This window comes from Paenibacillus sp. MMS20-IR301 (assembly GCF_032302195.1).
GTDB lineage: Bacteria > Bacillota > Bacilli > Paenibacillales > Paenibacillaceae > Paenibacillus_AQ.
Window position 1 is genome coordinate 1,987,476 of sequence record NZ_CP135275.1, and the last position, 25,264, is coordinate 2,012,739.

General features: G+C 50.5%; 18 protein-coding genes. 4 read left to right on the forward strand and 14 right to left on the reverse strand.

Annotated elements, in window-relative coordinates; genetic code table 11:
- Positions 1-110: 110 nt before the first annotated feature.
- The 8 genes from kdpB to LOS79_RS08790 all read right to left on the reverse strand — a co-directional run bounded on the left by kdpB (position 111) and on the right by LOS79_RS08790 (position 11,318).
- Entirely contained in the window at positions 111-2,144 is a 2,034-nt protein-coding gene (kdpB, locus tag LOS79_RS08760; RefSeq protein ID WP_315418256.1) for a potassium-transporting ATPase subunit KdpB, read from the reverse strand.
- Between the two features lie 18 nt (positions 2,145-2,162).
- Positions 2,163-3,839 (reverse strand): potassium-transporting ATPase subunit KdpA, encoded by a 1,677-nt coding sequence (gene kdpA / locus LOS79_RS08765; RefSeq protein WP_315418258.1) that lies wholly within the window; start codon positions 3,837-3,839, stop codon positions 2,163-2,165.
- Positions 3,840-3,864: 25 nt separating this feature from the next.
- The gene (kdpF, locus tag LOS79_RS33040; RefSeq protein ID WP_157764199.1) at positions 3,865-3,942 is read right to left on the reverse strand and encodes a K(+)-transporting ATPase subunit F; all 78 of its coding nucleotides are present in this window, start codon (positions 3,940-3,942) and stop codon (positions 3,865-3,867) included.
- Between the two features lie 230 nt (positions 3,943-4,172).
- Entirely contained in the window at positions 4,173-4,508 is a 336-nt protein-coding gene (locus LOS79_RS08770) for a hypothetical protein (RefSeq protein WP_315418260.1), read from the reverse strand.
- A 244-nt stretch (positions 4,509-4,752) separates the two neighbouring features.
- Complete coding sequence (locus LOS79_RS08775) at positions 4,753-5,469, reverse strand: response regulator (protein ID WP_315418262.1); 717 nt, start codon at positions 5,467-5,469, stop codon at positions 4,753-4,755.
- Positions 5,462-8,122: an ATP-binding protein gene (locus LOS79_RS08780; RefSeq protein WP_315418264.1), complete on the reverse strand. Its 2,661-nt coding sequence runs from the start codon at positions 8,120-8,122 to the stop codon at positions 5,462-5,464. Before LOS79_RS08780 ends, LOS79_RS08775 begins: the two co-directional genes overlap by 8 nt.
- Positions 8,123-8,245: 123 nt before the next feature.
- A complete protein-coding gene (locus tag LOS79_RS08785) occupies positions 8,246-9,343 on the reverse strand; it encodes a hypothetical protein (protein WP_315418267.1) in 1,098 nt (365 codons plus the stop codon).
- A 49-nt stretch (positions 9,344-9,392) separates the two neighbouring features.
- A complete protein-coding gene (locus LOS79_RS08790; RefSeq protein WP_315418269.1) occupies positions 9,393-11,318 on the reverse strand; it encodes an AAA family ATPase in 1,926 nt (641 codons plus the stop codon).
- A 174-nt stretch (positions 11,319-11,492) separates the two neighbouring features.
- On the opposite strand from LOS79_RS08790, the gene LOS79_RS08795 reads away from it, so the two are divergent.
- Together LOS79_RS08795 and LOS79_RS08800 are read left to right on the forward strand one after the other, a co-directional pair.
- Positions 11,493-12,482, forward strand: coding sequence for an SHOCT domain-containing protein (locus LOS79_RS08795; protein WP_315418272.1), 990 nt, complete (start codon positions 11,493-11,495; stop codon positions 12,480-12,482).
- 306 nt (positions 12,483-12,788) lie between these two features.
- Entirely contained in the window at positions 12,789-13,445 is a 657-nt protein-coding gene (locus LOS79_RS08800; protein ID WP_315418274.1) for a YitT family protein, read from the forward strand.
- Here LOS79_RS08800 and LOS79_RS08805 read toward each other — a convergent pair.
- The 5 genes from LOS79_RS08805 to LOS79_RS08825 form a co-directional block, all read right to left on the reverse strand.
- The gene (locus LOS79_RS08805; protein ID WP_315418276.1) at positions 13,426-14,982 is read right to left on the reverse strand and encodes a peptide ABC transporter substrate-binding protein; all 1,557 of its coding nucleotides are present in this window, start codon (positions 14,980-14,982) and stop codon (positions 13,426-13,428) included. The two genes, LOS79_RS08800 and LOS79_RS08805, sit on opposite strands and share 20 nt — an antisense overlap.
- Positions 14,983-15,194: 212 nt before the next feature.
- A complete protein-coding gene (locus LOS79_RS08810; protein WP_315418279.1) occupies positions 15,195-19,109 on the reverse strand; it encodes a discoidin domain-containing protein in 3,915 nt (1,304 codons plus the stop codon).
- A gap of 268 nt (positions 19,110-19,377) precedes the next feature.
- Positions 19,378-21,438: an RCC1 domain-containing protein gene (locus LOS79_RS08815; RefSeq protein WP_315418281.1), complete on the reverse strand. Its 2,061-nt coding sequence runs from the start codon at positions 21,436-21,438 to the stop codon at positions 19,378-19,380.
- Between the two features lie 156 nt (positions 21,439-21,594).
- Complete coding sequence (locus tag LOS79_RS08820; RefSeq protein ID WP_315418283.1) at positions 21,595-22,086, reverse strand: GNAT family N-acetyltransferase; 492 nt, start codon at positions 22,084-22,086, stop codon at positions 21,595-21,597.
- 667 nt (positions 22,087-22,753) lie between these two features.
- Positions 22,754-23,035, reverse strand: coding sequence for a hypothetical protein (locus LOS79_RS08825; RefSeq protein WP_315418285.1), 282 nt, complete (start codon positions 23,033-23,035; stop codon positions 22,754-22,756).
- Positions 23,036-23,423: 388 nt separating this feature from the next.
- Here LOS79_RS08825 and LOS79_RS08830 point away from each other — a divergent pair, with 388 nt between their 5' ends.
- A complete protein-coding gene (locus tag LOS79_RS08830) occupies positions 23,424-23,861 on the forward strand; it encodes a GAF domain-containing protein (protein ID WP_315418288.1) in 438 nt (145 codons plus the stop codon).
- A 189-nt stretch (positions 23,862-24,050) separates the two neighbouring features.
- Complete coding sequence (locus tag LOS79_RS08835; protein WP_315418291.1) at positions 24,051-24,653, forward strand: P-loop nucleotide/nucleoside kinase family protein; 603 nt, start codon at positions 24,051-24,053, stop codon at positions 24,651-24,653.
- Here the strand turns inward: LOS79_RS08835 and LOS79_RS08840 are convergent.
- Complete coding sequence (locus LOS79_RS08840) at positions 24,626-25,189, reverse strand: GNAT family N-acetyltransferase (RefSeq protein WP_315418294.1); 564 nt, start codon at positions 25,187-25,189, stop codon at positions 24,626-24,628. The two genes, LOS79_RS08835 and LOS79_RS08840, sit on opposite strands and share 28 nt — an antisense overlap.
- Positions 25,190-25,264 lie beyond the last annotated feature (75 nt).

Genomic DNA, 25,264 nt, shown 5'->3' on the forward strand with positions numbered 1-25,264 from the left:
TATAATTAAGTGCCTATTTTCCACTTATTAGGCGGCTGCGACGGGAAATATACCTGCCATGGGAGACGTAGCTGCGACGGGAGATATGGATGTGACTAGGGACCTGCCCGCTAAATCCAGATCCGCACAAGCAGATCAATCAGCTTGATGCCGGCGAACGGGACGATGACTCCGCCCAGCCCGTAGACGACAATGTTGCGGGCCAGCAGCTTCGTTGAGCTCATCGGCTTATAGGATACACCGCGCATCGCCAGCGGAATAAGCAGCGGAATAATTACAGCATTGAAGATCAGCGCTGAGATAATAGCTGAACTTGGAGAACCTAGGCCCATCACATTAAGGGCATCCATCTCCGGGATCGCCAGCGTGAACATCGCCGGAATGATGGCGAAATACTTGGCAATATCGTTGGCGATGCTGAAGGTTGTCAGCGCCCCGCGTGTCATCAGCAGCTGCTTGCCAATGGCGACAACCTCGATGATCTTCGAAGGGTCGGAGTCCAGATCGACCATATTAGCTGCTTCCTTGGCTGCGGCTGTTCCGCTGTTCATGGCCAGCCCCACATCCGCCTGGGCCAGCGCCGGGGCATCGTTCGTGCCGTCACCGGTCATGGCCACGAGCTTGCCTTCATTCTGCTCGCGGCGGATGACGGCAATCTTGTCCTCCGGTGTACTCTCAGCGATGTAATCATCAACGCCTGCTTCCCGGGCAATCGTCGCGGCGGTCAGCGGATTATCGCCTGTACACATAATCGTCTTGATGCCCATACTGCGCAGCTCACCAAACCGCTCCTTCATCCCCGGCTTAACCGTATCCTTCAGATAGATCAGCCCGTAGATCCGGCTGTCTACAGCAACCGCAAGCGGCGTGCCGCCCAGCCGGGCAATGGCCGCGGCGTTATTGTCCAGATCCCCCGGCACATCTCCGCCCTGTGAGAGCACCCACTTCTTCACGGAATCAACCGCACCCTTGCGGACTGAACGCCCGTCCTGCAGGTCGATACCGCTCATCCGCGTTTCCGCCCGGAATTCAATGAACTCTCCGCCCTCCGCCAGCTTGGCGTCATAGCTGAGATTCAGCTTCTTCGCCAGCTCCAGCACCGAGCGCCCCTCCGGTGTCTCATCCTTCAGCGAGCTGACGGCCGCCCAAGCGGCAAGCTCAGCAGCGGATTCTCCGCCGGCTGTGACGAATTCGCTCGCCATCCGGTTCCCGAAGGTAATGGTTCCCGTTTTATCAAGAATCATGGTGTTGATATCCCCGGCGGCTTCTACCGCTTTACCGGACATCGCCAGCACATTGAACCGGGTTACGCGGTCCATCCCGGCGATCCCGATGGCCGACAGCAGGCCGCCGATGGTTGTAGGGATCAGGCAGACCAGGAGAGCGATTAATACCGGAATCTCCAGCTCCACCCCGGTGTAACCGGCGATCGGACGCAGTGTAACCACCACGATCAGAAAAATAATCGTCAAGCTGATGAGCAAGGTGTTCAGTGCGATTTCATTCGGCGTCTTCTGGCGTTTAGCCCCCTCCACCAGTGAGATCATCCGGTCGAGGAACGACTCGCCGGGATCACTGGTGATCCGTACTTTAATCTGATCACTGACGACGCGCGTACCGCCGGTAACGGAGCCGAAGTCACCTCCGGCTTCCTTAATGACCGGTGCCGATTCCCCGGTAATCGCCGACTCATCCACAGAAGCCAGTCCTTCAATCACTTCACCGTCGCCGGGAATCAGCTCGCCCTGGCTCACAATTACGGTATCACCTTTGCGCAGCTCCGCAGCCGGGACTTGCTTAACCGCCGTTCCCGCAAGCTTATTGGCGGTGATATCCTGCTTTGTTTTTTTAAGCGAATCGGCTTGTGCCTTGCCCCGCCCTTCGGCTAATGCCTCGGCAAAGTTGGCGAACAGCACCGTAAACAACAGGATTAGAAACACGGTAATATTGAAGCCGATAGAAGCCTCGGCATTGAAATACCCCGGGATCAGCACCATCAGCAGCACGATTACTGTCCCTGTCTCAACTACGAACATGACCGGATTTTTCATCAGGGTGACCGGGTTCAGCTTCAGGAAGCTGTTTCTTGCAGCACTCAGGAGTATAGGGGTGGTCAACAGTTTTTTTCTTTGTACAGTACTCATTCTCTTCTCTCCCTCTTCCTAGCGTAAAGTCAGGTATTCAGCAACCGGACCGAGCACAATGACCGGCAGGAAGGTCAATGCCCCGATAATCAGCACCGTGCCGATCAGAATTCCGGTGAACAGGCCATTGTCTGTGCGGAAGGTCCCAAGTGTCTCCGGCACCGGCTTCTTGCGGAGCAGGGAACCGGCTACCGCCAGCATCGCAATCATGGACATATACCGCCCCAGCAGCATAACCACACCTGTAGTAATATTCCAGAAGGTGGTATTATCGGCAAGTCCCTCGAAGCCTGAACCGTTATTCGCCGCAGAGGAGACATATTCATACAGCACCTGCGTCAGCCCGTGGAAGCCGGGGTTACTGATGCTCCCTTGACCGAGATCGGTCAGGAAGGCGGCAGCGGTAGGCACAAGAATGATCAGCGGGTGAATAAGGATCGCGATCGCAATCAGCTTCATCTCCCTGGCCTCTATCTTCCGTCCGAGGAATTCCGGTGTCCGGCCGACCATCAGCCCGCAGAGGAATACACCAAGCATCGCATACATCAGCATATTGATCAGCCCGACACCTTTACCGCCAAACACGTTATTCAGCATCATCAGCGCAAGCGGGGTAATACTGCCGAGCGGGGTCAGCGTGTCGTGCATATTATTCACACTGCCGGTTGTGGCCGCTGTAGTTACCGTTGTGAATAGCGCAGACTGTGCAATCCCGAACCGTACCTCTTTTCCCTCCATGCTGCCTTGTGAGGCATCTATTCCCATGGCGTTAATTGCCGGATTGCCGGCACTTTCCGCATAATAATTCAGTCCTAGCAGGGCTATGAACAAGGTCATCATCGCCCCGAAAATCATCCAGCCCTGGCGTTTGTTCTTCGCGAACTTTCCGTACATATATGGCAGGGAAGCCGGCAGCAGCCACATCGAGAGAATCTCCAGCACGTTGCTCAGCGGACTCGGATTCTCGAACGGATGCGCCGAGTTGGCCCCGAAGAAGCCCCCGCCGTTCGTCCCGATATGCTTGATGGACTCCAGCGAAGCAACCGGTCCGATCGCAATCTGCTGGCTCTGCCCTTCCAGTGTCGTAATCTCCAGCGTCGGCTTCAGTGTTTGCGGCACATGCAGGGCAACTAATGCCATTGTTACAAGAAGCGCAAGCGGAATGAACACCCGGATGTGCGCCTTAACGAAGTCCTCGAAGAAGTTCCCCACCGAGCCGCGTCCGGTAATCCCCCTGACAAAAGCAACCGCAACCGAGAACCCGCTGGCCGCCGAGGTAAACATCAGCATCGTCATCACAGCCATCTGGGAAAAGTAGGATACACCTGTTTCACCGCTGTAATGCTGAAGATTCGTGTTGGTAATGAAGCTGATTACAGTATTGAACGTAAGTGTCTCTTCCATATTACCGATTCCGCCCGGATTGAGCGGAAGCCCCTTCTGCAGCCGCAGAATAATGTAACTGAAAGCCACCAGCACGATATTCGTTGCAATGAAGCTGACTGCATATTTCTTCCAGGACATGTCTTTCCGCCGCTTCAGCCCTGCCAGCCGGTAGATTACGTTCTCCGTTCCGCCGAATATCCGGTCAGTCCGGTTCGGTTCATTTGAGAATACATGATATAGATAGGTTCCTGCTGGTTTAACCAGCAGAACCAGAATCAGAATAACTGCAATGATTTGAATAATACCCACAGCTGGCCCTCCTTCATTTGTTTATTTAAAATTTCTCCGGATGAATCAACGCATACACCAGATAGAGGAACAACAGCAGTGTTGCCGCGAGGACGACCGTCATGACTCGTTCCCCCCTTGTTCCTGAACGACACGCCCGCACCACTCTACGAACGCATAGAATACTGCAAAGATTACGGTTAATGCTCCTGCCATATACACATCCATCATCTTTATTGCCACTCCTTATCCTGTTTGAATTCACTCTCTCTATCTCTTGTAACTTCAGACCCTAGCGTACCATGTCTCCCATAAGTTCAGGGTTAGGGTTTCTGCAGGCGTGTTAAGATATCATTAAGACCGGTATACCTCTTCACCGAGCACTTTATTGACCGCCCCGACAAAAGCCGCGTATCCCCCGTCTGCATCCCCTCTGCACGGCAGTGCCCGGGCGAGAATCATTTCAATTCCCTCTGCACTAAACTCGAAGCTGGCTGTGAGCATCCTGCTGACTTCTTCTACGGGCCCCCCGCCCGCGAACATGCTGGCCGCTTTATATACCTCATTATTTTCATAGCCGCTCTCCTGCTGCAGAGCCAGCCGGGCGTACCTTCTTTTCACCAGCACCAGCAGCGCCGTCACGGCCGTGAGCCAGCCGATATTTCTCAGCCATACATTGATTACTTCCATTTCAAGTGCCTTCTTTCTCAAGTGTATCAGTACCAGTTCAGCGTACCACTCCCGCCATTAGTTATGGATAAGGGTTTGCCCGGAGCAGTTAAGATTCCGTTAAAATACAGCTCACTGCATACTTCAAGTTGCGTCCGCTATAACGGAACGGCAAAAAACCATGCCCCTAACGGACATGGTCGGACTTGTATAATCACTTCAGCTCTGCTGGTATGGACTGCCTTTTATCCCTGCAGTAGAAAGCTTAAATCCCCTTACTATCGTCCCCAACCTGGAGCATCCGGTAGCCGACACCGATATGCGTCTGAATATACTTCGGCTGGGAAGGCGTGCTCTCGATCTTCTTCCGCAGCGTTGCCATGAATACCCGCAGTGCCGGAACATCATACGTATGGCTGCCCCAGATTTCATGCAGGATATAATTATGGGTCAGGACTTTACCGACATTCTTGGCCAGCAGACAGAGCAGCTTATACTCAATCGGCGTCAGGTGGATCTCATTCTCCTCCAGCATGGCGCAGCCTGCGGCGTAATCAATCCGTAAATTCCCGTTGGTAAACACAGACGCATCCTTCATCAGCCTGTCACTGTCCCCGCGGATGCGCCGCAGACTGACCCGCAGTCTGGCAAGCAGCTCCTCCACGCTGAACGGCTTGGTCAGATAATCATCCGCCCCGGCATCCAGCGCTTCAATCTTATCCCGGTCCTCGCTGCGGGCGCTGACCACAATGATCGGAAGGTTCGACCACGCCCGCACCTTGCGGATAATATCAACACCGTCCATGTCCGGCAGCCCCAAATCGAGAATCATCAGATCCGGCTGGCTGGAGACCGTCTCCAGAATAGAGGCCTCCCCGGTTTCAGCCGTATGGTATTTATACCCTTGCGTCTCAAGGGTTGTCGTAATCAGCTTGCGGATGGGCTTATCGTCTTCGACAACAAGAATCAGCGGCTTATTCATGGACATTCACCTCCTCAGCCTGCAGGGTGAAGCTGAATACCGACCCCCGCGGTGTTTGATCCTGTACATCTATTGTGCCCCCATGGGCATGGATAATCGATTTGCAGAGGGCCAGCCCGAGGCCCAGGCCGCGCCTGCCGTCTCCGCGCAGGTTGTCTGCCGTGTAGAACATCTCGAATATTTGTACTTTAGCTTCCGGCGAAATGCCCGGACCGTCATCAGCGACTTCAACCCTTACCATCGGTCCTTCGCGCTTTACCGAGAGTGTAATATGTGATCCGGCCTCAGTATATTTAATCGCATTATCCACCAGGTTGATCAGCACCTGAATAATCAGCCGCGAATCCATCCTGGCCATCAGCAGCTCATCCTCCAGCTGCAGCTCAATCACATGCTCATTCTTATTGCGGTTCACATGGAGCATCGCTTCGGCGATCACTTCCTCCAGAAGCTCCGCCTGGAAGTTCAAATGAAGTGCGCCGTTATCAATTCTTGTAATCGACAGCAGGTTCTCAACCAGATTAATCAGCCACATGGAATCATCATAAATGTCATTGTACAGCTCCTGCTTCTGCGTCTCACTCAGCACCTTAGAGTTGCCGATCAGAATCCCGGCGTTGCCGGATATACTGGTGAGCGGAGTGCGCAGATCATGGGAGATGCCCCGCAGCAGATTCGTGCGCAGCTGCTCCTGCTGGATTTGCATGGAGATTTCCTTCTGCTTCTCGTTCAGCTTGTCCTTCTCCAGTGCCAGGGCACATTCGCCCAGCATGGCGATCATCAGGCTTTTCTCGAATACCTCAAGCGGCTCCTCCTGCTCCATCACAATTCCAGCAACCGCAAATACCTGTTCACCCCCGCGTACCGCATGGTACAGGCAATGTGCTGCCGAGAAGGTATCTGTGGATACTCCGGCGCGTTTATTGTTCTGCAGCACCCACTCTGCAACCTTGCGCTCCTCAGAAGAGGTATAGCTCTGCGGATCAGCCGGCGCATCCTCCTTAGGGAAGAGCAGCGGTTCGGCGAGTTCTCCCTCCTGCACCTCATAGATGATAATGCTCCGGTCCAGCAGCTTGACCATCTGCAGCGCCGTTTCGTTGAGGATCGCCGGGGTATCCTTAGCCTGCTGCAACTTCCGGCTGGTCTCGAGGAGGACTTCGGTCCGGTAAGCTTTTTGCGCGGATTCCCTCGCCTGCTCCTTAACCCGCAGTGTGAGTGTACTGGTAATGAATGAGGCAGACAGCATGACGAGGAAGGTCACCGGATAACCGGAATCATACGCCTGGAGCGAGAATAACGGTGCCGTGAAAAAATAGTTAAAAATCAGCACGCTCAAAATCGAAGTCACCGCGCTATACATCCGCCCCTGAGTGACCATCGCATCCAGCAGTACGCCTAGAATATAGACCGTAATGATATTCGCTTCACTGAAGCCAAGATATTGGAACCATAAACCGACCACCGTGCAGGCGATAAGAATTCCTAATGTTTTGCTGCTGTCAGCTAGAGAGAACAGCGGTTTTTTGGAATATTGCGGAATTTGTTTGTGCAGAGAAGGCCCATTATCCGGAATAATATAAATATCCATATTCGGGGCGGCAGCCGTCAGCTTGTCGACAAAGTTGGATTTAGCGGGCCAGCGGTTTTTGTTATGCGAGCGTCCAAGGACGATCTTGGAGACCCGGCTGGTTTTGGCATATTCGGCAATCTGCCCTGGAACATCCTCCCCGTACACGGTAGCGACCTGTGCACCAAGCTGCTCGGCCAGCCGCAGATTCTCCCGCAATTCAGCCTTGTTCTTGGCGGTCAGCTCCTTCGTCCGCGAAGTTTCCACATAGAGCGCCGTGAATGATCCATACTGCGCTTCAGCCATTCTTGCTGCTGTCCGGATTACCTTCTTGCTGCTAACGGCTGACGACAGGCAGACCAGAATATGCTCCTTTGTATAAAAGCCTGCGCTGTCCTCCCGCTCACCAATCTGCAGCGCAATCCGGTTCAGCTGGTCTGCCGTGTAACGCAGGGCAATCTCCCGCAAGGCGATCAGCTTGGCTGGAATAAATAAGCTTTCGTATTTTTGCCGCTGCTCTATATCCGGATACAGCTTTCCCTTATTCAGCCGCTCAATCAGATCACCGGGTGCTATATCCACCAGTTCTACCTGATCAGCACTGTCGAATACGCTGTCTGGTATGCGGTCATGTACAGTCATTCCGGTGATTGAAGTGATGACATCGGTCAGACTCTCAATATGCTCAACATTCACTGTAGCGTATACGTTAATCCCGGCCCGCAGCAGCTCCTCGATATCCTGGACTCTTTTTTTGTGGCGGCAGCCGGGGGCATTCGTATGGGCCAGCTCATCCAGCAGAATCAGCTCCGGACGTCTGCGGATTGCGGCATCGAGGTCGAACTCAGTGTACAGGTGGCCGTTATGGGAAATTTCCCGTGGAGGCACCAGCTCCAGCCCTTGCAGCAAAGCCGCCGTTTCCGGCCTGCCGTGAGGTTCAATATACCCGGCCAGGACTTGTACGCCATCCCTCTGCTCCTCATGGGCAGCATTCAGCATCGCCGATGTTTTCCCTGAACCCGCAGCATATCCGAAAAATATTTTAAGTCTGCCCCGTTTTTTATCTGCCGGAGTATGTCCTGCCATTCGCATAATCCCTTTCATTAAACGTTCATGCTAATTATTGTAGCGCCAGAATAGCCTGTGCACAATCAGCATGGCATTACGGAATCAGCTGTGGCATTAAGATTGCATTAAGATTGCTGGAATTTAAGAATTTCGCTGGATAATATCATAGGCAAGCTTGGATAACGGTCTTTTCCCAAATTCATCTTCTGTTAATGTGAAACCATATTGAAACAGATTCATTTCCTTCGCACTCAGATTAAGCTTACCAAGAAGGCTCATTAAATCTCCCTTGTAGCTCTCGCTGTAAGCATTCTTCTTGTACAACAGCTCACGTACATAATCTTTATGACTCTGATAGACCTTACTCAAGTTAAACAACTCAATACTATTATGTATAGCCGTTGAATCCGGTCCGGTGCCTTCATGGATCAGTTCCAACTCGAAATCAGTATCCTCACCAAGGATAGAACCGATTTTAGTGTCCGGCCTAAGCGGAATGTGGAAGTATGTATCTTGATTAAAACCAGAATTATAGGGGTAGAGGATTTCAATTCCCTTATCTAATTTGAATCTGGAGTTACATATTTGGCAAGAAGGAACGAAATTGAACATGGATAATGCGAATAGCGGAAAATGGGCTTTAGGATAAAAATGATCCAAATCAGCTGTTGTTTTAAATTTGTCCCGATCCATAAACTGTGTAATAAATTGACGGTTGCAGTAAGGGCAGACATCGATCCCCATCCGATTCAAAAGGATATGCCGGAATTCGGAATCCATATTTTCATAATCGATTATTTGCTTGATTTCTCCATTCAATCTTTCTAGCTTCCCGCTAACTTCCTGAATGAAACGGTTAAAACAATCAGTATTCTTAGCATAATCGCTATGGTTCTGAAGTATAGGCTCGATCCAATCCGTACGATAGGTGGCCACATATTCCTCCCGGAAAGCCTCTCGTTCTAACTGTCTATTTTGCTTACCTTTCCGTTGAAGCACTTTTGTAATTTGAAAATTGCTGTAGAAAACAAGCTGGCATGTCTTCATATACTTCCCGATATCAGGATATTTGCTGTAGATATCTTCAAATGAAAAGGTAAGCAAAGTATGAAGAAGAAGGGGATCCAGGCTTCCGGTTCCATTCTCAAGTAAGGCTGAAACAGGCAGCTGGGTAAATGGATTTACGTTATTTACGGTGTTTCTATAAAATACATAACTCTGCTGGATATCAGTTTCCATTTCAGATATATACATATCAGCAAGATCCGATATCATTTTTGGACGAAGCTTAATCACCGTGTTTCTCCCCTCTCTTTTTCTTCAGCTGCTCTAGTTCCATTTCGAGTTCTCTTATCCGCCGATCCTCTTTTTGCGTATTGCTCTCCTGTAAACGAATAGCTTGCGCTTCAAGGTGGGACTGAAGTTTCCCGCGGATAACCGGCTCACCAATCCCGCTAATGATCATACTTACCTTTCTTATTTCAACCGGATTATACTCTGGCCATCCATTCATCTGTTTCACAAGATCCTTGAAAAGATTATGTGCAAATTCTCCTATTGGTGAGCCAAGGAAAAAGTCATTTTTGACAATATCATAAAAATTACTCATGAGCCCAAATTCAGCTTCATTAACAACCCGCTGCAACTCGTCGTCCTTCTCGATAACATTGATACAAGTAATATGTTCTTTCGGAATGTCGGATACGATAAAAGGTGAATGCGTAGATAACAGAATCTGGTATTTTATTTCTTTGCTACTATTTACGTGCTCAATAAATTTTTTGAGGTAGTAAATATATTTTCTCGACCACTCGGGGTGAAACGAGACATCCGGTTCATCCATAATTAGAAGAACGCTATTGATTCTCTCATCCTTAAGGGAAACTTGTACCATATCATTAATGCAGCTAAATGCACGGATGAATTCTATCTCACCGGAGCTGAGATATTTATAAGATACATCCAAGCTGTATGATACCCCGTAGCTGTTATAAAAGCGGTCATATAAGTCTAAAAAGCCATATATTGACTCATGCATTCCTTCTTGTACTGGAACTCTAATTGTGGTCCGAGATTTAAAAAGACTAGCATCAATTTCCTCAAGAGCAATTAGGATAGCAGCGAATATATTCACATCAAACTCTATAGCTTCATATTTTTCTATTTTAGAAATACTAGTTTTCTTTAAAATATTAAGAACTTTAAATAAATAGACTTTCCTGGCCTCATAAGTATTCTCTTCCATGGTTTCAACACCAATCAGATCTCCAGGATGAACATCATTATGAGATGTCGGATACTTAGTTGCACGATTTGCAAGATCTATAATCAAAGCTTCCAAATAGGATAAGATAAATAATTCTTTGATAGACCATTTAGAAGCTGAACGAGAGGGTTGTTTAGTGTTATTATCATTCTCCGTTTTTGTAAAATACAACATTTTATGTTTATCTTGATACAGCGAGAAACCCAGAATACTATACATATCATTAACATCATTAATATCGGAGTCAATTCCGGCATGTTGGCTGATTTGAAATACAGCTTGATTAAATGTAAATAATCCCTCCAGGAATATGTATTCATTGCTCATGAAACGATAAGTGCTGGATAAGGCCGGTTTATGCAGATAATGCCTTTTGAAGCTGTCCGTATTGTCCTGTCCGTCTAATATGTTAAGACTCTTCAGCCAAAGCCGGTCCGACTCTTTCGTTTGAAACAGAGATATTAACGCTTCGCTAACCGGGTACTCTTGTCCGTCTGCCGCTTTATACGTCGTATCCTGTACGCTTTTCCACTGCATCATATGTGTCCTGAAGTCATACTTCACACAAATGCTGGTATCTGCTAACAATTCTGAAGGTGCATTCAATTCACGGAGAAGAAGCTTAGGTGCCCCCTCGATTAGAAACAGATCCTCTTCAAGATGGTATAGCGCAAACCACTGAGGATCATCAAAAAGCCTGCTTCTTCTTAATTTTGTTGAACCCAGCAATTCAAGCAGAGTTGTCTTTCCGGCACCATTTTTCCCGACAATCAGATTGATGTTACTAATATGACTGCCCCATAAATTTACATATGGATTTTCTTTACGTTCAATGAATAGCCTTTGCTGTTCTAACTTGATTATGAAGTCATTTGTCAGGACAAAGCTTTGCTCTTTAAATAATCTTCCGATATCGCTGATATGCACAAATAACAACTGTGGTTGCATGCTGTTTATCTCCTTTGGTTGAGTGCTTCTGCCAAGCCATCTATTCGACATTTCAGGATATCTTTCCTGTATGCCTTTATAATTAGCTTGGCATTAATTAGGAGGTAATCCGCTAGTCATGCCGAATATCTGTAGAGAAGCACTTACTTATACCCGATTACAAGGAGATTAGAGATGACTAACGAACAGCAATCCGGGCAAGGCACGATGGAAGTTCTGTTGGCGAATGCCGTGAAGCTTCCCGGTGTCCAGGTGAACCGCAATGAATTTCTGGCGCAGCAGCTTGCCAAATATGATACTTACGGAAATATGCCGGTTATTCTGGAAAAGGGACCGCTTGAGGCCGGTATCGGCCTGCAGGTCATTGATAAACTCGCGAAATCGCTGATTGAGAAACGGACGATATTGAGCACCGCCGCTTCTACGGTTGCCGGAATTCCGGGCGGGCTGGCTATGGCAGCAACGATTCCGGGAGATACATTGCAGTATTTCGGTGTAGCCATGCGGATGTCCCAGGAACTGGCTTACCTCTATGGACGCTCAGACCTGTGGCAGGACAGCACGCCGGATTCAGAGCAGATTTCGCGTGAGCTTACATTGTATCTGGGAGTCATGTTCGGCGTAGCCGGGGCTGCCCCGATGCTGAGAATCCTGAACGCGCCTAATTCCAGGTATCTGCTGCAACAGCACCCGCAGCTGAATCTGGCTGAATCACTCTACTTCCCGCTGCTGAAGAAGATTTCCTCCTACATCGGGATCAAAATCACAAAGCGAACCTTCACTCAAGGCGCTACCAAATTCATTCCTCTGCTGGGCGGGCTTCTATCCGGAGGAATGACTTACTTATCCATGAAGCCCATGGGGAACCGTCTGCGGGAGACGCTGGCAGAAGCGGTTGACCGTTATACTGAGGCTGAATTCGCACAGGATCTTGAAAAGGTACAGCGTGCGGTAGAGGATGCTGATATTCATGTAGCGGAAGGGGAGTTCTTCGACTTAGGCTTCGATTCGAAGCCCGAGCCGTCTGCACCCAAGGCGGCTGCTCCCGCTCCGGAGAAATTCAGTGCTGCCGACGAGCTGCTGAAGTTCAAACAGCTGCTGGACATGGGCGTTATTACGCAGGAGGAATTCGACCGCAAGAAAGCAGAGCTGCTGAACAGCTGATCTCCTGAATGAACATTGAAGAGCCATGACCTCTGCTTTGGCAGTGGGCATGGCTCTGTTTTTATTTACGCGAGTTTACTAAGTCAGGAATAGTAACATGGATTCAAGTTACAGCATTAATCTGAAATGGATAATCTTTTGCTCGCCGCATGCGACAATTTCAACAGTACCAGGCGCCGCTTTACTTATTTAAAGTGGATACGCGCACAAGCGGACTCGCAGCAACGCATGTTTTTGCCGGATTTCTCAACTCCCTTTATAATCAAACCCATGATTTACTATAGAGACGGAGTGAGTAAACCTGACATGAAAACAAATGAACTGCAACAAGGCATGCAACAAATCCTCAAGGTGCTGCTGGGCACCCTCATCGTAAGTTTGGGTGTACTGATTCTCAAACGCTCGGAGATCACCACCGGAGGTACTGTAGGCTTGTCACTGAGTCTGTCTTACTGGCTGGGCAGTTCCTTCCCCCTTACCTATTGCCTGGTGAATATCCCCTTCTATGTGCTCTCCTTATTCAAAATGGGCTGGAGATTCACCGCCTCCACGTTGTTCGCCGTCAGTTCCCTAAGCCTGATGTCAGCTGCCGCTGCCCGTTTGCCCCAGTTTGTGCTTCCGGGCTGGTTCGGTGCTATAATCGGTGGCTGCATTATGGGCCTTGGCATGTCTTATTTGTTCCTGAACGGTTCATCCCTGGGCGGCAGCAATATTCTCGCCCTTATGTTTCAGAAGAAATTCGGCTGGAATCCGGGGAAAGTAATGTTCGTGCTCGACGGGCTGATCATCGCGGGCTCCTTTTATTCCATCGGGCTGTTCAAAAGCATCTATTCCATAGCTTCGATTGTCATTCTGTCCTACCTGATCAGCCTGTTTAAAAGCCGTTTCGCTGTCCCGGTCAAAGCCCCGGCCCGCACTGCGGTTCTTCCGGCAGCCGAAGGATTTACAACCACGATCCTCTAGCGAAAGCGATGGAGCCATCGTAATCAATGTATACATTTTTCAGCAGCGGGTTATGGGCCACGTCGGCGACGCAATAATACAGCGGCAGAATAATCATTTGATCGATCAGCATTTTTTCTGCTTTGGCATACAGCTGCATCCGCTGTGCAGGGTCTGCTGTCTGCTTGGCCTGCTTGATATAGCCGTCGTACTGTGAATTGCTCCAGCCTGTATCATTATCCGCACTCCAGGAAGTAAAAGGTTCAAGCATAGAGGCAGGATCATTGAAGTCGGCGCTCCAGCCCGCTCTGGCCATCATGAAGTTCTGATTCCTCCGGTTCTCCAGCAGCAGAGTCCAGTTCTGCAGCTCAATCGTTGCTTCAATGCCCAGGTTCCTGTTCCATGCGGTCACCACTCTTTTTGCTATATTCTCATGCCCTTCGCCTTCATTCATAATAATGGAGAAGCTTGGAAGCTTGCTTAACCCTTCTTCACGCAGCCCTTCTGCAAGCAGCTGCTTCGCTGCTGCAATATCCATAGTGAAATACGCCTGATCTGCCACTTCAGAGCGGAAGCTCCCCTTCACCCCATGAATAGCAGGCGGAATCACTCCATAAGCTGGATTGCCGTATAACTGTTCCCGGTCAAGTGCCATCGCGAGTGCCTTGCGGATCTTCAGATTGCTGAAGGGAGCCTGATTAAGATTAAACATATAATAATAGTTGGTGGCGTAGGGCGCTCCATACACAAGCCGTGAGGTACCGTAATTCATTATTGAATAGTCCAGCTGTTCCTCGCCCCCGCCTCCAACCCAATCCACCTCTTTATTCACAAAAGCAGCTGTGGGATTCGCCGTTCCTAATTTGGGCAGCTGCAGATGTACCTCAGATAGTTTAATATCTTTGGCAGCGTAATAATCAGGATTCTTCACCAGTGTGATTGCTTCAGCTGTCCGCTGTTTAAGCTTGAAAGGACCGTTATTCACCATGGAAGTCATACCTGCAGCCCAGTTGCGGTTAGCCTTCACAGCCTTCTGATTTACGGGCAGGTAGATACTCTCGGCCAGCAGCTGGAGGAAATAGGCGGTTTTCTCCTTCAATGTCACCTGAAGTGTAGTGTTATTCAGCGCTTTCACACCGATTTGTGAAGCATCCTTCAGGATACCCTGATGATACTGCTCTGCATTATTGATTGCGTACATATTAAAAGCATAGACATTCCCGGCCTCCGGCGCGAGTGCCCGTTTCCAGGCATATTCGAAGTCAGAAGCCAGCACCTGCTGCTTATTGCTCCATTTGGCATCGCCGCGGAGTGTGAACGTGTACGTTCTGCCGTCACTGGAGACCATCCATGACTTCGCGATCCCCGGGACAGCAAGCCCTGCCTGGTTCAGACGGACCAGCCCTTCGAACATTCCTTTAACTACTGTGGCTGAAGCGTCATCCGCAACAGCCGCCGGATCAAGATTACCGGGCAGTGTTCCGAGACCAATCCGCAGTACCTTATCAGCTTGCGAAGCGGAAGCGGAGCTTGTCCCTCCGGTAAAAGTTAAACTCATGATTAAACCTAAAGCCAGAATCGCGTGCAGCACTCTTTTCATCAACGTTTCCCCTTCGATAAGCAAATATGGAATTACACTTCAGAATAACATGATCGTTAGGGCGGACGTTGTCGTAAAAGATCGAAAACAAATCATTCACAAAAATATCATTCATCTGAACGCAAAAAGAAGGGGCTTCAGGCCCCCTCCCTTATACTGCTGCCTATATTCTACTGAATCAGCAGGCCAAATCCGGTCTGGATATAATAGAGACTTGGATAGGCAATGTTGCTGGTGGTCAGGTTGTTAAATGTAGCTGATCCGTTGCCGGTATACGTGTAGATTGCCGCTCCTTTGTGGGCGCCGGAGAACCGGGAAGAGGTTACTCCATCCAGGCCGGTCCCGTTAATATTGATGTTGTTGAATACAATATTGGAGAAGCCGCCGCCGTATCCGAATTGAATTGCATCCCGCTGTGTGTTGATGATATCGATATTGGTGAATGTCACATTCTTAATCGGATCGCTAGAAGCCTCCAGATCGATGGCCCCGCGTTCCCCGTCATACAGGTCACGGCTGGTGCCGCTGTTAATAATTGTAGTGTCCGAGAATAGGATCCCGGTATTGTTGTTAAAATGGGCTCCCGGGAAGGTCGTATTCAGCCGGATGCCGGAGCCGCCGACCGTGTCGATGATATAGTTGTGATCCGCCTTGTGTCCGCTGCCGCCGAAGAAGGCAATCCCGCCGGCGCGCCAGTTGTTCTCAATTGTGTTGTAGGAGAAGGTATTATTCACTCCGTCCGGTGCACCGAAGGTGTTGCTCGGCCATACAGCCAGGCCATCATCCCCGTTATTGCGGACATTGGTATTACGGATAGTAGAATTGCTCGTTCCCTGGGAGTAGTTAATGCCGTCAGCAAGATTATTGCGGATGCGGCTGTTCTCGACTAGCAGATTATTCGCATAGATTGCCGGAGTATGCGCATAATCACCTACCCACATGCCGCATTCGAAATGCTCTACCCAGACATCATGGATGATGGAGTTGTTGCCGAAGTTATCCATGAAGCCTTTGTAGATTGCATTCTGGTTATAGCGCGACCGCAGGTTCGAATTCATATAGACATTGCTGAAATCGAGCTTGCCCAGAATCCGCAGGGAGATGCCTCCGCCAGCAGCATTCGGGTTGGTGAACTGCAGATTGGTATGCCAGTACCCCGCACCAGTAACCGTGAAGTTGTTAATCATGTTGCTGACAGAGCCAATCACCCACATGCTGCTCAGGTTGAATGTCCCTGCCGGAATATAGAGCGTTTTGCCGCCAGCGACTGCTGCAGTAACTGCACTGTTAAAGGCAGCGAGATCATCCTGGCCGTCTCCGGCCACCGCACCGTAATCCGTTACCGATACCGTATTCGCTGGTCTGCTGATTGCAGCCGGTACCGGCTCGATTTCGAGGAAGTCTACACCATACTCCAGACTGTCACCGTTGTTTTTCTGGATACGGATGGTGTCGCCCGGCTGAAGCGGGGTATCCAGCTTCCAGTGCACTTCATCAAACCGGAACAACGGCCGTCCGGCGCTTGGGGCATCACCCGGCTGGTCGCCGGAGAAATACTGCCAGGCGTAGTACGAAGTGAGCGGAATGGTTTTAGCTTTGCTGCCGTTCACGTATACATCCAGTGCGCCTGTAAGCCCCATGCCGTCCGCTGAGTCGGGCATAGTGAACCTCATGGTTACTCCGGCACCGCCCTGCCCTGCTCTGACCGTCCACTGGGCATAAGCACCATTGGACGGAAGAGCAATATAGCTCTGGCCCGAAGCCTCGGATGCGGTCAGCGCCTGATCGAAATCCGGAGCGGTCCGCAGTGCCGCCGCGCCGCCACGCGTTGCATCCTCTGTGTCATACCGGCTGTATGGTACGCTTGCCCCGCGCAGGGCATAGACAACAAGATTCGCCGTATTCACATTGTTGGCCTGCTTCGTTGCCACTTCATTGGCATCCACAGCAACCGTTGTCGTTACGGTGTAATTGCCGTTTACTGCCGTCCACGATCCCGGAATGGACACATTCACGGAAGCTCCGGCGGCAAGTACACCGCTGTAGGACCCTGTAAAGGTCTGCACTGTAGCCCCTGCTGAATTTTTGAGCACCAGGGTAATTCCATGTGCACCGCCTGCCGAAGCAATCGTGCCCTGATTCTTAAGATTGACGGTGAAGGCTACATTAGTATTGGCAACCGGGTTGCCAGGAGACCAAGTAGCTGTACCTGTCAGATCGGAGCTGGCTACAGGTGCAACTATAAGTGCTGTAGGGCTGGTATAGCTGTTGTTGCTGTCATTCTGCTCGATGATCAGATTGCTCTCATCGACTGTGGCACTCAGCGGATAGGTTGCGGCTGTTCTGGTACCGGCACTCACTGAGACTGTTGCCGAAGCACCTGCTGCAAGTGCGGCTACCGGAGCCGAGCCGGCCAGTTCATTGTTTAGATAGAAATTGACTGTAGTTGCCGCAGCTGCTGCGCTGCCGTTATTTTTAACAGTTGCATTCAATGTAAGCGCACTTGTCTCCACCGGTGAAGCCGGTGTCCAGGACAGGCCGGTGATGATTAAATCAGGGTTCGGTGCGGGCGTACCGTATACCTGGAATTCCGCAATTTGTCCGGCTGGCGCACCTGTATTCGAAGTAATGTTAAGCTGCAGCCTTTTGACTGTTGCCGTAACAGGAATAGTTACCGTATTACCGGTGGCCGGATTGAAGGTATACGCCTGGGCTGAGACCAGATTACTGAAGGCGGTTGTACTCTGGTTATGACCGAGCACCTGAATATTCTGAGTACGGGTTCCCCATTCCGTAGCCGGGTTCAGCTTCAGTACAACCGATGTAATATTATGATTCGCCCCCAGATCGAGCGTCAGTGTACTTGGATTGCTGCTGCCCTCCCAATAGGTAGCCGTGTTGTTGTCATTGGCATTACCGGCTATGAAGTTCTGTGTACTGGAGGATGCACTGATGGCCTTACCGGCAGCAACATTCCCTCCCGGTGATACCGTTGCCGTCGGTACTGGTGTCGGACTTGGTGTTACTGTTGGCGTAGGAACCGGTGTCGGGCTCGGCGTTACCACCGGTGTCGGGGTGGAGACCGGTGTCGGGCTTGGTGTCACTGCCGGGGTCGCAGAGGGTGAAGGTGTTGGCGTAGCGTTAACACCTTCAGCTGCAATGATCAGATCCAGATTCACATTCCCGGTATCCCCGGAGTCATATTTGTAGGCAATGGTGTTGCTGCCTGCATTCAGAACAAGGCTCTCCGTCTTGGTACTCCAGGTATCCCAGTTCGCCAGATTAGGCAGAACCGTTTGACGGATCTTAGTTCCATTGACGTAGATGCTGAGCGTCTTGTCACTTCCGCTTGCATTCGCATATTTCAGGGTGACGTTCCGTGTACCTGCTGCCGTCACATTCACAGTGAAGGTGGTAGCAGGTCCCTGGTTCAGGTATCCGTCTACAAAGCCTGCACCGGAATAGCCGGTATGGTCGGTATTCACCTTGGCTCCGCCTGACAGCGCTGCGGCTTCCGCCTCATAGGTACCGGCAGGAACAGGAGTTGCTGTCGGAGCAGGCGTAGCACTGGCTGAGCCGTAGATTTCAAGCTCGGCCAGCTGGGCGGCCGGCCAGCCGGTGTTCGCAGTGAAGCTTAGGCGGACATAACGGGTACTGACTGCTGCGAAGTTAACTGTTACGCTGTTCCCGTTAACCGGCGGATTAAATACGTAGTTAGCTGAAGCAACAATATCTGTAAAAGTTGTCCCGTTCGTACTGCCTTGAACAGCCAGTGTCTGTGTACGTGTCTCCCAGCCAGATGGAAGCTTTAGCACAAGCTGGTCAATCGCAGTGAGCGAACCTAAGTCGACCTGAATCCATTGCGGCCAAGCATTGTTCGTGCTCTCCCAATAAGTGTCCTGGTTGCCATCCTTTACATTGTCCGGTGAATAGGTTTGCGATTGACCGCTGGAAGTGATCGTTTTGCCTGGTGTCAGATTCTGCCCGCCCGCTGCAAACGTAAAGTTCAGCGGTCCGGCAGCAAGGAATAAAGTTGAGAACAGCAGCGTAACCACAAGTGACCAAATGACATACTTGTTGCGCATTAGACTCCTCCTTAATCTATTGTAAGACGTTGAAGCGGATGTCCTGTCTCCGGCAAGCCTCCTTTCGCTGCAATACACCATCATTATAAATTTAGTGCAGCACTCTCCATAATAGCTATTTCTACGGAAAAGATAGGCATTTCAATGATCGTACATATTTGAAGTAAATTCATCCTAAGCAAATGCCGGAATCCCCTATTGGCATACCAAAAAGACACTTCCCCCAGGGAAGTGCCTTCAATCTGTTCTATTCTATTACCGCCCGTATTTACTGTATCGGAGTAAGCTGATTGCCATATTTGCTGCCTGATCTGGACAAATCGCTTCCGTCATTTCCCCAGTTCCATACGGAACCATCCGTTTGAATACCTGTGGTATATGTGGACGAGGTGAAGATATCCTTCCAGCTGCCCGTTCCGCTGACACGGGTTGGCACGGATTGCACTTTGGCCGAACCATTCCCCAGCTGCCCGTAGCTATTATCCCCCCAGGCGTACAGCTGTCCGTTATTCTGCAGGGCATAAGCCCGGTATCCGGCATTCCATATCTTTGTCCAGCTTTTTACCGAAGAGATTATCACAGGTGTGGCTGAACTGCTGCCCACACCATTGCCGGCCATACTGCTGCCCCATTGCCATAAGGATCCGTCTTTCTTGAGACCCACAGAAGCGTATTCACCAGCCTCGGCCTGAACCCAGTCTGCAGTATTGCCTATCCGGGTAAAAGCCGTCACACCTGCACTGTACTTGGTGGCGATCCCCAGTTGTCCCCTGCTGTTATCCCCAAGTCCCCACAGCGTGCCGTTATTCTTCACGGCAAGTATTGAGCTATTAAACACACTGACAGACCGCCAATCCCTATTCTGGCTCAGCTGGAGCGGAGCATTAACGGCAACACTTGGAGCACCTTTATTAATCTTCTGCCAGCTGTCCTTGCCCCAGAACCACAAGGTACCGTCTGTCCGGAGGCCTACGGTGAAGCCTAGGTCTGATGGGGCAATCATCTTCCAGGTGCTGCCGGCCATCAGCGGTTCAAATTCATATGCCGCCGACCGGCCAAGACCGCTTGGTGCCTGGTCGCCATAGCGGTAGCTCCAGAGACTGCCGTCTCGTTTGAGTGCATACAGTTCCTCGCGGCTGCCGGTAATGGAGCTCCAGTCCCTGTCACTGCCAAGCTGCTGGTTGTGGATTTCATGGATCTCGTCACTTAGCCACAGGCTGCCGTCACCTTTCAGCGTATAGGTTCTCCAGTCGGTAAATACCTGATCAAGGATGGAATTGACTGGTGCCGCAGCATCAGGTGTTGTTTCTTCTACCAGCGGATTCTCATAGGGCAGCGGAGTGTATGCTGAATCCGACAGCCCGTTCCCGCGCTGGCCCCAGGTGTTGGTTCCGTATGTCCATACCCCGCCATTCTCATCCAGGGCAACCCCGAAGTTGCCCCCTTCATCCGCATCCGTTAATTTCACCGGACAATTATACTGATCATATTGATCAAGGCCGGTATTCCATTTCCAGAATGAACCGTCACCGCGCACCATTCCCGACACGAACTCCCCTGTCAGGCTTACCACCTGATTCATCTCGCTTAAGAGCTCAAATCCGATAGATTCCGAATTCTGATCCTTGCTTAGCCGCCAGACGGAGCCGTCCTTCTTCCGGACAACTGAATAGTAACTGGCTGCAATCTGGTCGAAATCATGCTCACTTCCGATGCGGACCAGCTTACCCGTGTTGTAATCGGTCGGAACTATGTTCCCCATTCCCCAGAGGCTGCCGTCCTTCTTCAATGCGAGCAGCCCGTCACTTCCGACGGATACATCCGCCCAATCCTTGTCACTGTTAAGCTTGCCGTTTCCTATTGTGCCCTGGAGTACATTCACGCCGAACTGCCAGAGTGTTCCGTCTTTGCGGATGGCCGCGAGCCCCCCGCCGCCAGCAGAGATCATGGCCCAATTATTATCCTTGCCGTAGCGGAGCGGCGTACTCCGGTCGACCAGCGCCGGGTCCTGCCAGGCAATATACTTATTCCTCACATTGGTTCCCCACATCCAGAGGCTGCCGTCCTTCTTGATTGCCGCCGATAAAGTATCTCCAGCCGCGACAGATACCCAATTCTTCTCCGCTCCAACTTGAACCGGTGCGCTGCGGGAGATGAAGCTGCCATCCCCAAGCTCCCCGCTGCTGTTGTCACCCCATGCCCACAGGGTTCCGTCTGCTCCTACGGCCAGCACATGTCCTGCACCGGCAGAGATGTTCACAACCTTCGGCAATGCGGAAGCATCCGCCGCCCGGACAGCAGGCGCGGATAATACGGTGCTGCATAGCATGGTGAGGATAAGCAAAGCTGTGCACAATGATCTTTTCCAGAGATGACTCATAAATTTCCCCCAGCGTATGTATCGGATGCGATAAGCTATAACGCTTATACCCGTGTATTATAATCCCGGAGGCTATAACCAGAATATGACAAAAATCCTCCCTGATTACTCAGAGAGGACCGTTAAATCTGTGATATACCAGGCATCACACGCGAAATGCTCGGAACCCGCCAGCGGGGCATCCAGCAGCTCAAATCCGTGTTTGAGATAGAAGCGGTTTGCCGCCTCCATGCTTTGCAGTGTCTCCAGGTAACACTTACGGTAGTGCTGTGAGGCAAAGCCGAGTGCCGTCCGGAGCAGTTCACCGGCAATGCCTTTGCCGCGGATTCCGGAGGCCAGATACATTTTCTGCAATTCACAGATCTGCTCCGGACCGTCAAAAGCGGCAATTCCGCATCCGCCCAGCACTGTACCCTCTTCCTCCACAATCCAGTAAGCCCGGTTATCCGCACTGCTATAATAGCTATGTAAGTCATGCATGCTGGCATCCGCCCACGCCAGTCCCTCGCGGTTGCCGCCGAATTCAATCAGGCATTCCCTGATGATCTGTTCAATAGCTGCGTTGTCTGCATGTGTTATAGGCCTGATTGTTAACATATGCTAATCCTCCTGTTGAATGATATCAGTCACATTAGCATATTCCGCTGCTGCTGTCATCCCTGGAAAGGCCTTATGATAATACATGGGTATCCCAGGATACAAGAATGCCCTAAGAAATTCCTTGCTGAACGGCCGGGGGAAATTCATTCCTGCTAAGCCAAGTCTAGTCAACCCATTGCCGGCCCTTATGGACATCACAGACCTTATTTGCTCAAAATAGGCCTTTTGGGCGGTTTTACGGACACCACGGCCCTTATCCGCGGCTTTTCGTGGGCTAACTCGGCTTTTTCGGTGAAGTAACGGCGCTGGTGTCCGCAAGTCCGCACTCTGGTGCCTCTCTGCAGGCTTAACGTCTCTCCTGTCCATAACGTGTAGCTAGTCACTTGAACAACCTTTATATGACGGGCAACTTTCTTATACAGAGGGCCAATTCAGTCCGTCTACCTGCGCGGCAGCTCATTAAACATGATTTTCCGCTTAAAGGTGAGGCATTCGGCCGCTGGCATCCCTACAGTTTCAATATCCCCTCTACCGGCTCCCCTTACTTTAAATTTTTTTAGTTCAATCAAATTAAATAAATTGAAATAAGAAACTTTAGAAAAAAGAGAGTCGGTAGTGGGGGGGATATGTAGGGGCACTAGCGACCTCCTGAGTTACAGAATGTTCACCATAAACAGCGGTAATCATCAATAAATTTGGGCATAACAGCGGCCGGAAATCCAAAACTCATTTTCAAGCGGAAATCATCTACAATGAGCTGCCTTGCGCAGGTAATTGGGTTGAATGTGCCCTCCATTAAGAAAAGCAGCCAGCCATGCAACGGTTGTTCAAGGTACCAGCTTAGCGTTACGGACATGAGCGACGTTAAGCCTGCGGAAAGGTACCGGAGTGTCGTTCTTACGGACATCAACGCCGTTATTTCAGCAGAAAAGCGGAGTTTGTCCATGATAAGTGGCGGATAAGGGCCGTCATGTCCGTAAGCCCGCCCGAATGACTTTTTTGGAGCGAATAAAGGCTGTGGTGTCCGTCAGATATGGATTGTACTTGAACCAGAGAGACGGCATTTGCTCTCTATAACCAGCCCCACCCTGAACACAATAGAATGAATTCCGGCCGTTCAGCAAGAAGCCCCTTGGGCATTCTTGTATCCTAAATCAACATATAGCTTTCCAGTTCAATCTATTTAGTATGTTTTCATTATAAATGAATATGTAATGATAATATATCATGATATATTTAGTTATGTTTGATGCTTTTTAAGTTAGAATTGCTTATGTTAAACTATTATAAAGAAAGGCTTTAAACCTAATAAGCTTTATACAGAGGAGAATTAGATGTCTGACAAGATAGATTACGTTCTGGAATTGAACCAAATCCGGGAGACGCTTGGGTACGATTTTCTTTCGTTAGCCTTAGCATATGATGGTGTTCTACGCTGGAGATATGCCTCTGGTAATATTAACGAGGGTTATAAACGAATTGTTTTACATTCAGGAAGAGGGATTGCAGAAGTGTTTCGGACCGGAAGATCCATACTTATTCCTTCATTTGATGAATATCTGCAGCCGGGCGAGCTCTTCAATTATCCGATTTCAAGAATGGAGAATCTAAAGAGCATAGGGGTGGTACCTGTATGGAATGATTTACGTGTTGCAGGCGTGCTGCTTGGCGGGTTCCGCGGGAAGGAACGAGTCACCCCCGAAATGCTGTATGCCCTGGAACAGGTGTCCAATAAAGGAATCGGAGAATTTAACGGGAAAAATTTGGTTTGAAGTACGCCCAGCTTACCCGCAACAGTGGTAAAATCGTGACCTTTACATTGAGATCCTCACAGCAGGCCCAGCCCTGCATCAATCCGCCTCATCCGGGACTTTCCGCTAAGCAGTCCTCCTGATATACTGAAATTTGCATAACAGCTTGCTGAAGCCGGATGCAACATGAATTCATGAGGAGCGGATACTTTGAATAAACTTGTATTTTTCCTTGGCCCGGGCGGGGCAGGCAAGACTACACTGGCGAAGACCATTGCCTCACGCCGCCCGGCATCAATCTTTGATATGGATATTCTGCTCCGCCCGGCAGCAACCGCCATTATGACGATGCACGGGCTGGACCCGGATGACCGGGATTCGGACGAGTATAAAAGCTTATGCCGGGACCTCGGTTACCGTATCACTATGGATGCTGCACTGGATAATACCGGCCTGCAAAGTGATATATTCGTGGTCGGACCCTTCACCAAGGAAGCAGCCGACCCGGAGTGGATCGGCCGTGAGCTGGCGAGCGCCGGACTTGCGCTGAATGAGATTGAAGTCAAGGTCGTGCTGGTCAGTCTGTCTGATGCAGCAGCATACCGCGAACGGATTGAAGGCAGACACTCTCCTCTGGACGGCTGGAAGTTCGCACACTGGGAGCAGTTCAGCGCTTCCCTGGGCAAACGTACGGTGGCCTGGCCGCTTCCGGAAGATCGCGTACTGCAGTTTGACAATTCTGCCCAGGACCGTAACGCTGCAGCAGCGGCTGTAGAAGCATTTATTTACGGAGCGCTGCCGGCCGGACCTTGAACAGCATTTGTTTTTGCTTTAGGTTCCACAGGCTCACCTTTTACAATTCCATAGTAGATTCTGTCATCGTATTCGCCGGTATCCTGATAGTAATAGCTTTGTCTGAAAACACCTTCGCAGCTCATCCCCGCCTTGCGCAGCACACCGCCTGAAGCGCTGTTTCTCCCGCGGTGAAATGCCTGCAGCCGGTGCAGGCCCGTCTCTGCGAACGTATATGTAATCACAGCGGACAAGGCTTCACTGGCATAACCTTGCCGCTGAAAGGCTCGTCCGATGCAATATTCTATATCGGCCATACGATGTTCCCCTTCCACACTGCAAAAGGCAATCTGCCCGATGCATTCTCCGCCCTCCTGCTGGATTACCGCCCACCTGTAGAAATCATCTCTGCTGTAGGAGCCGATCCAACGCTGAAGCAGCTCGTTCACAGCATCCACATCACCATAAGCCGGCTCTCCGTATTCGGATTGCACCGCTATATCACTAATCCAATTCTTGTACATACTCTCCGCATCAAGCAAATGAAACGGCCGCAAAAGCAGCCGCCCTGTCTCGATAACCCCTGTTCCGGAACGCAGGCTCTTCTCCCCCTTACCCTCTCCACCCGGAGG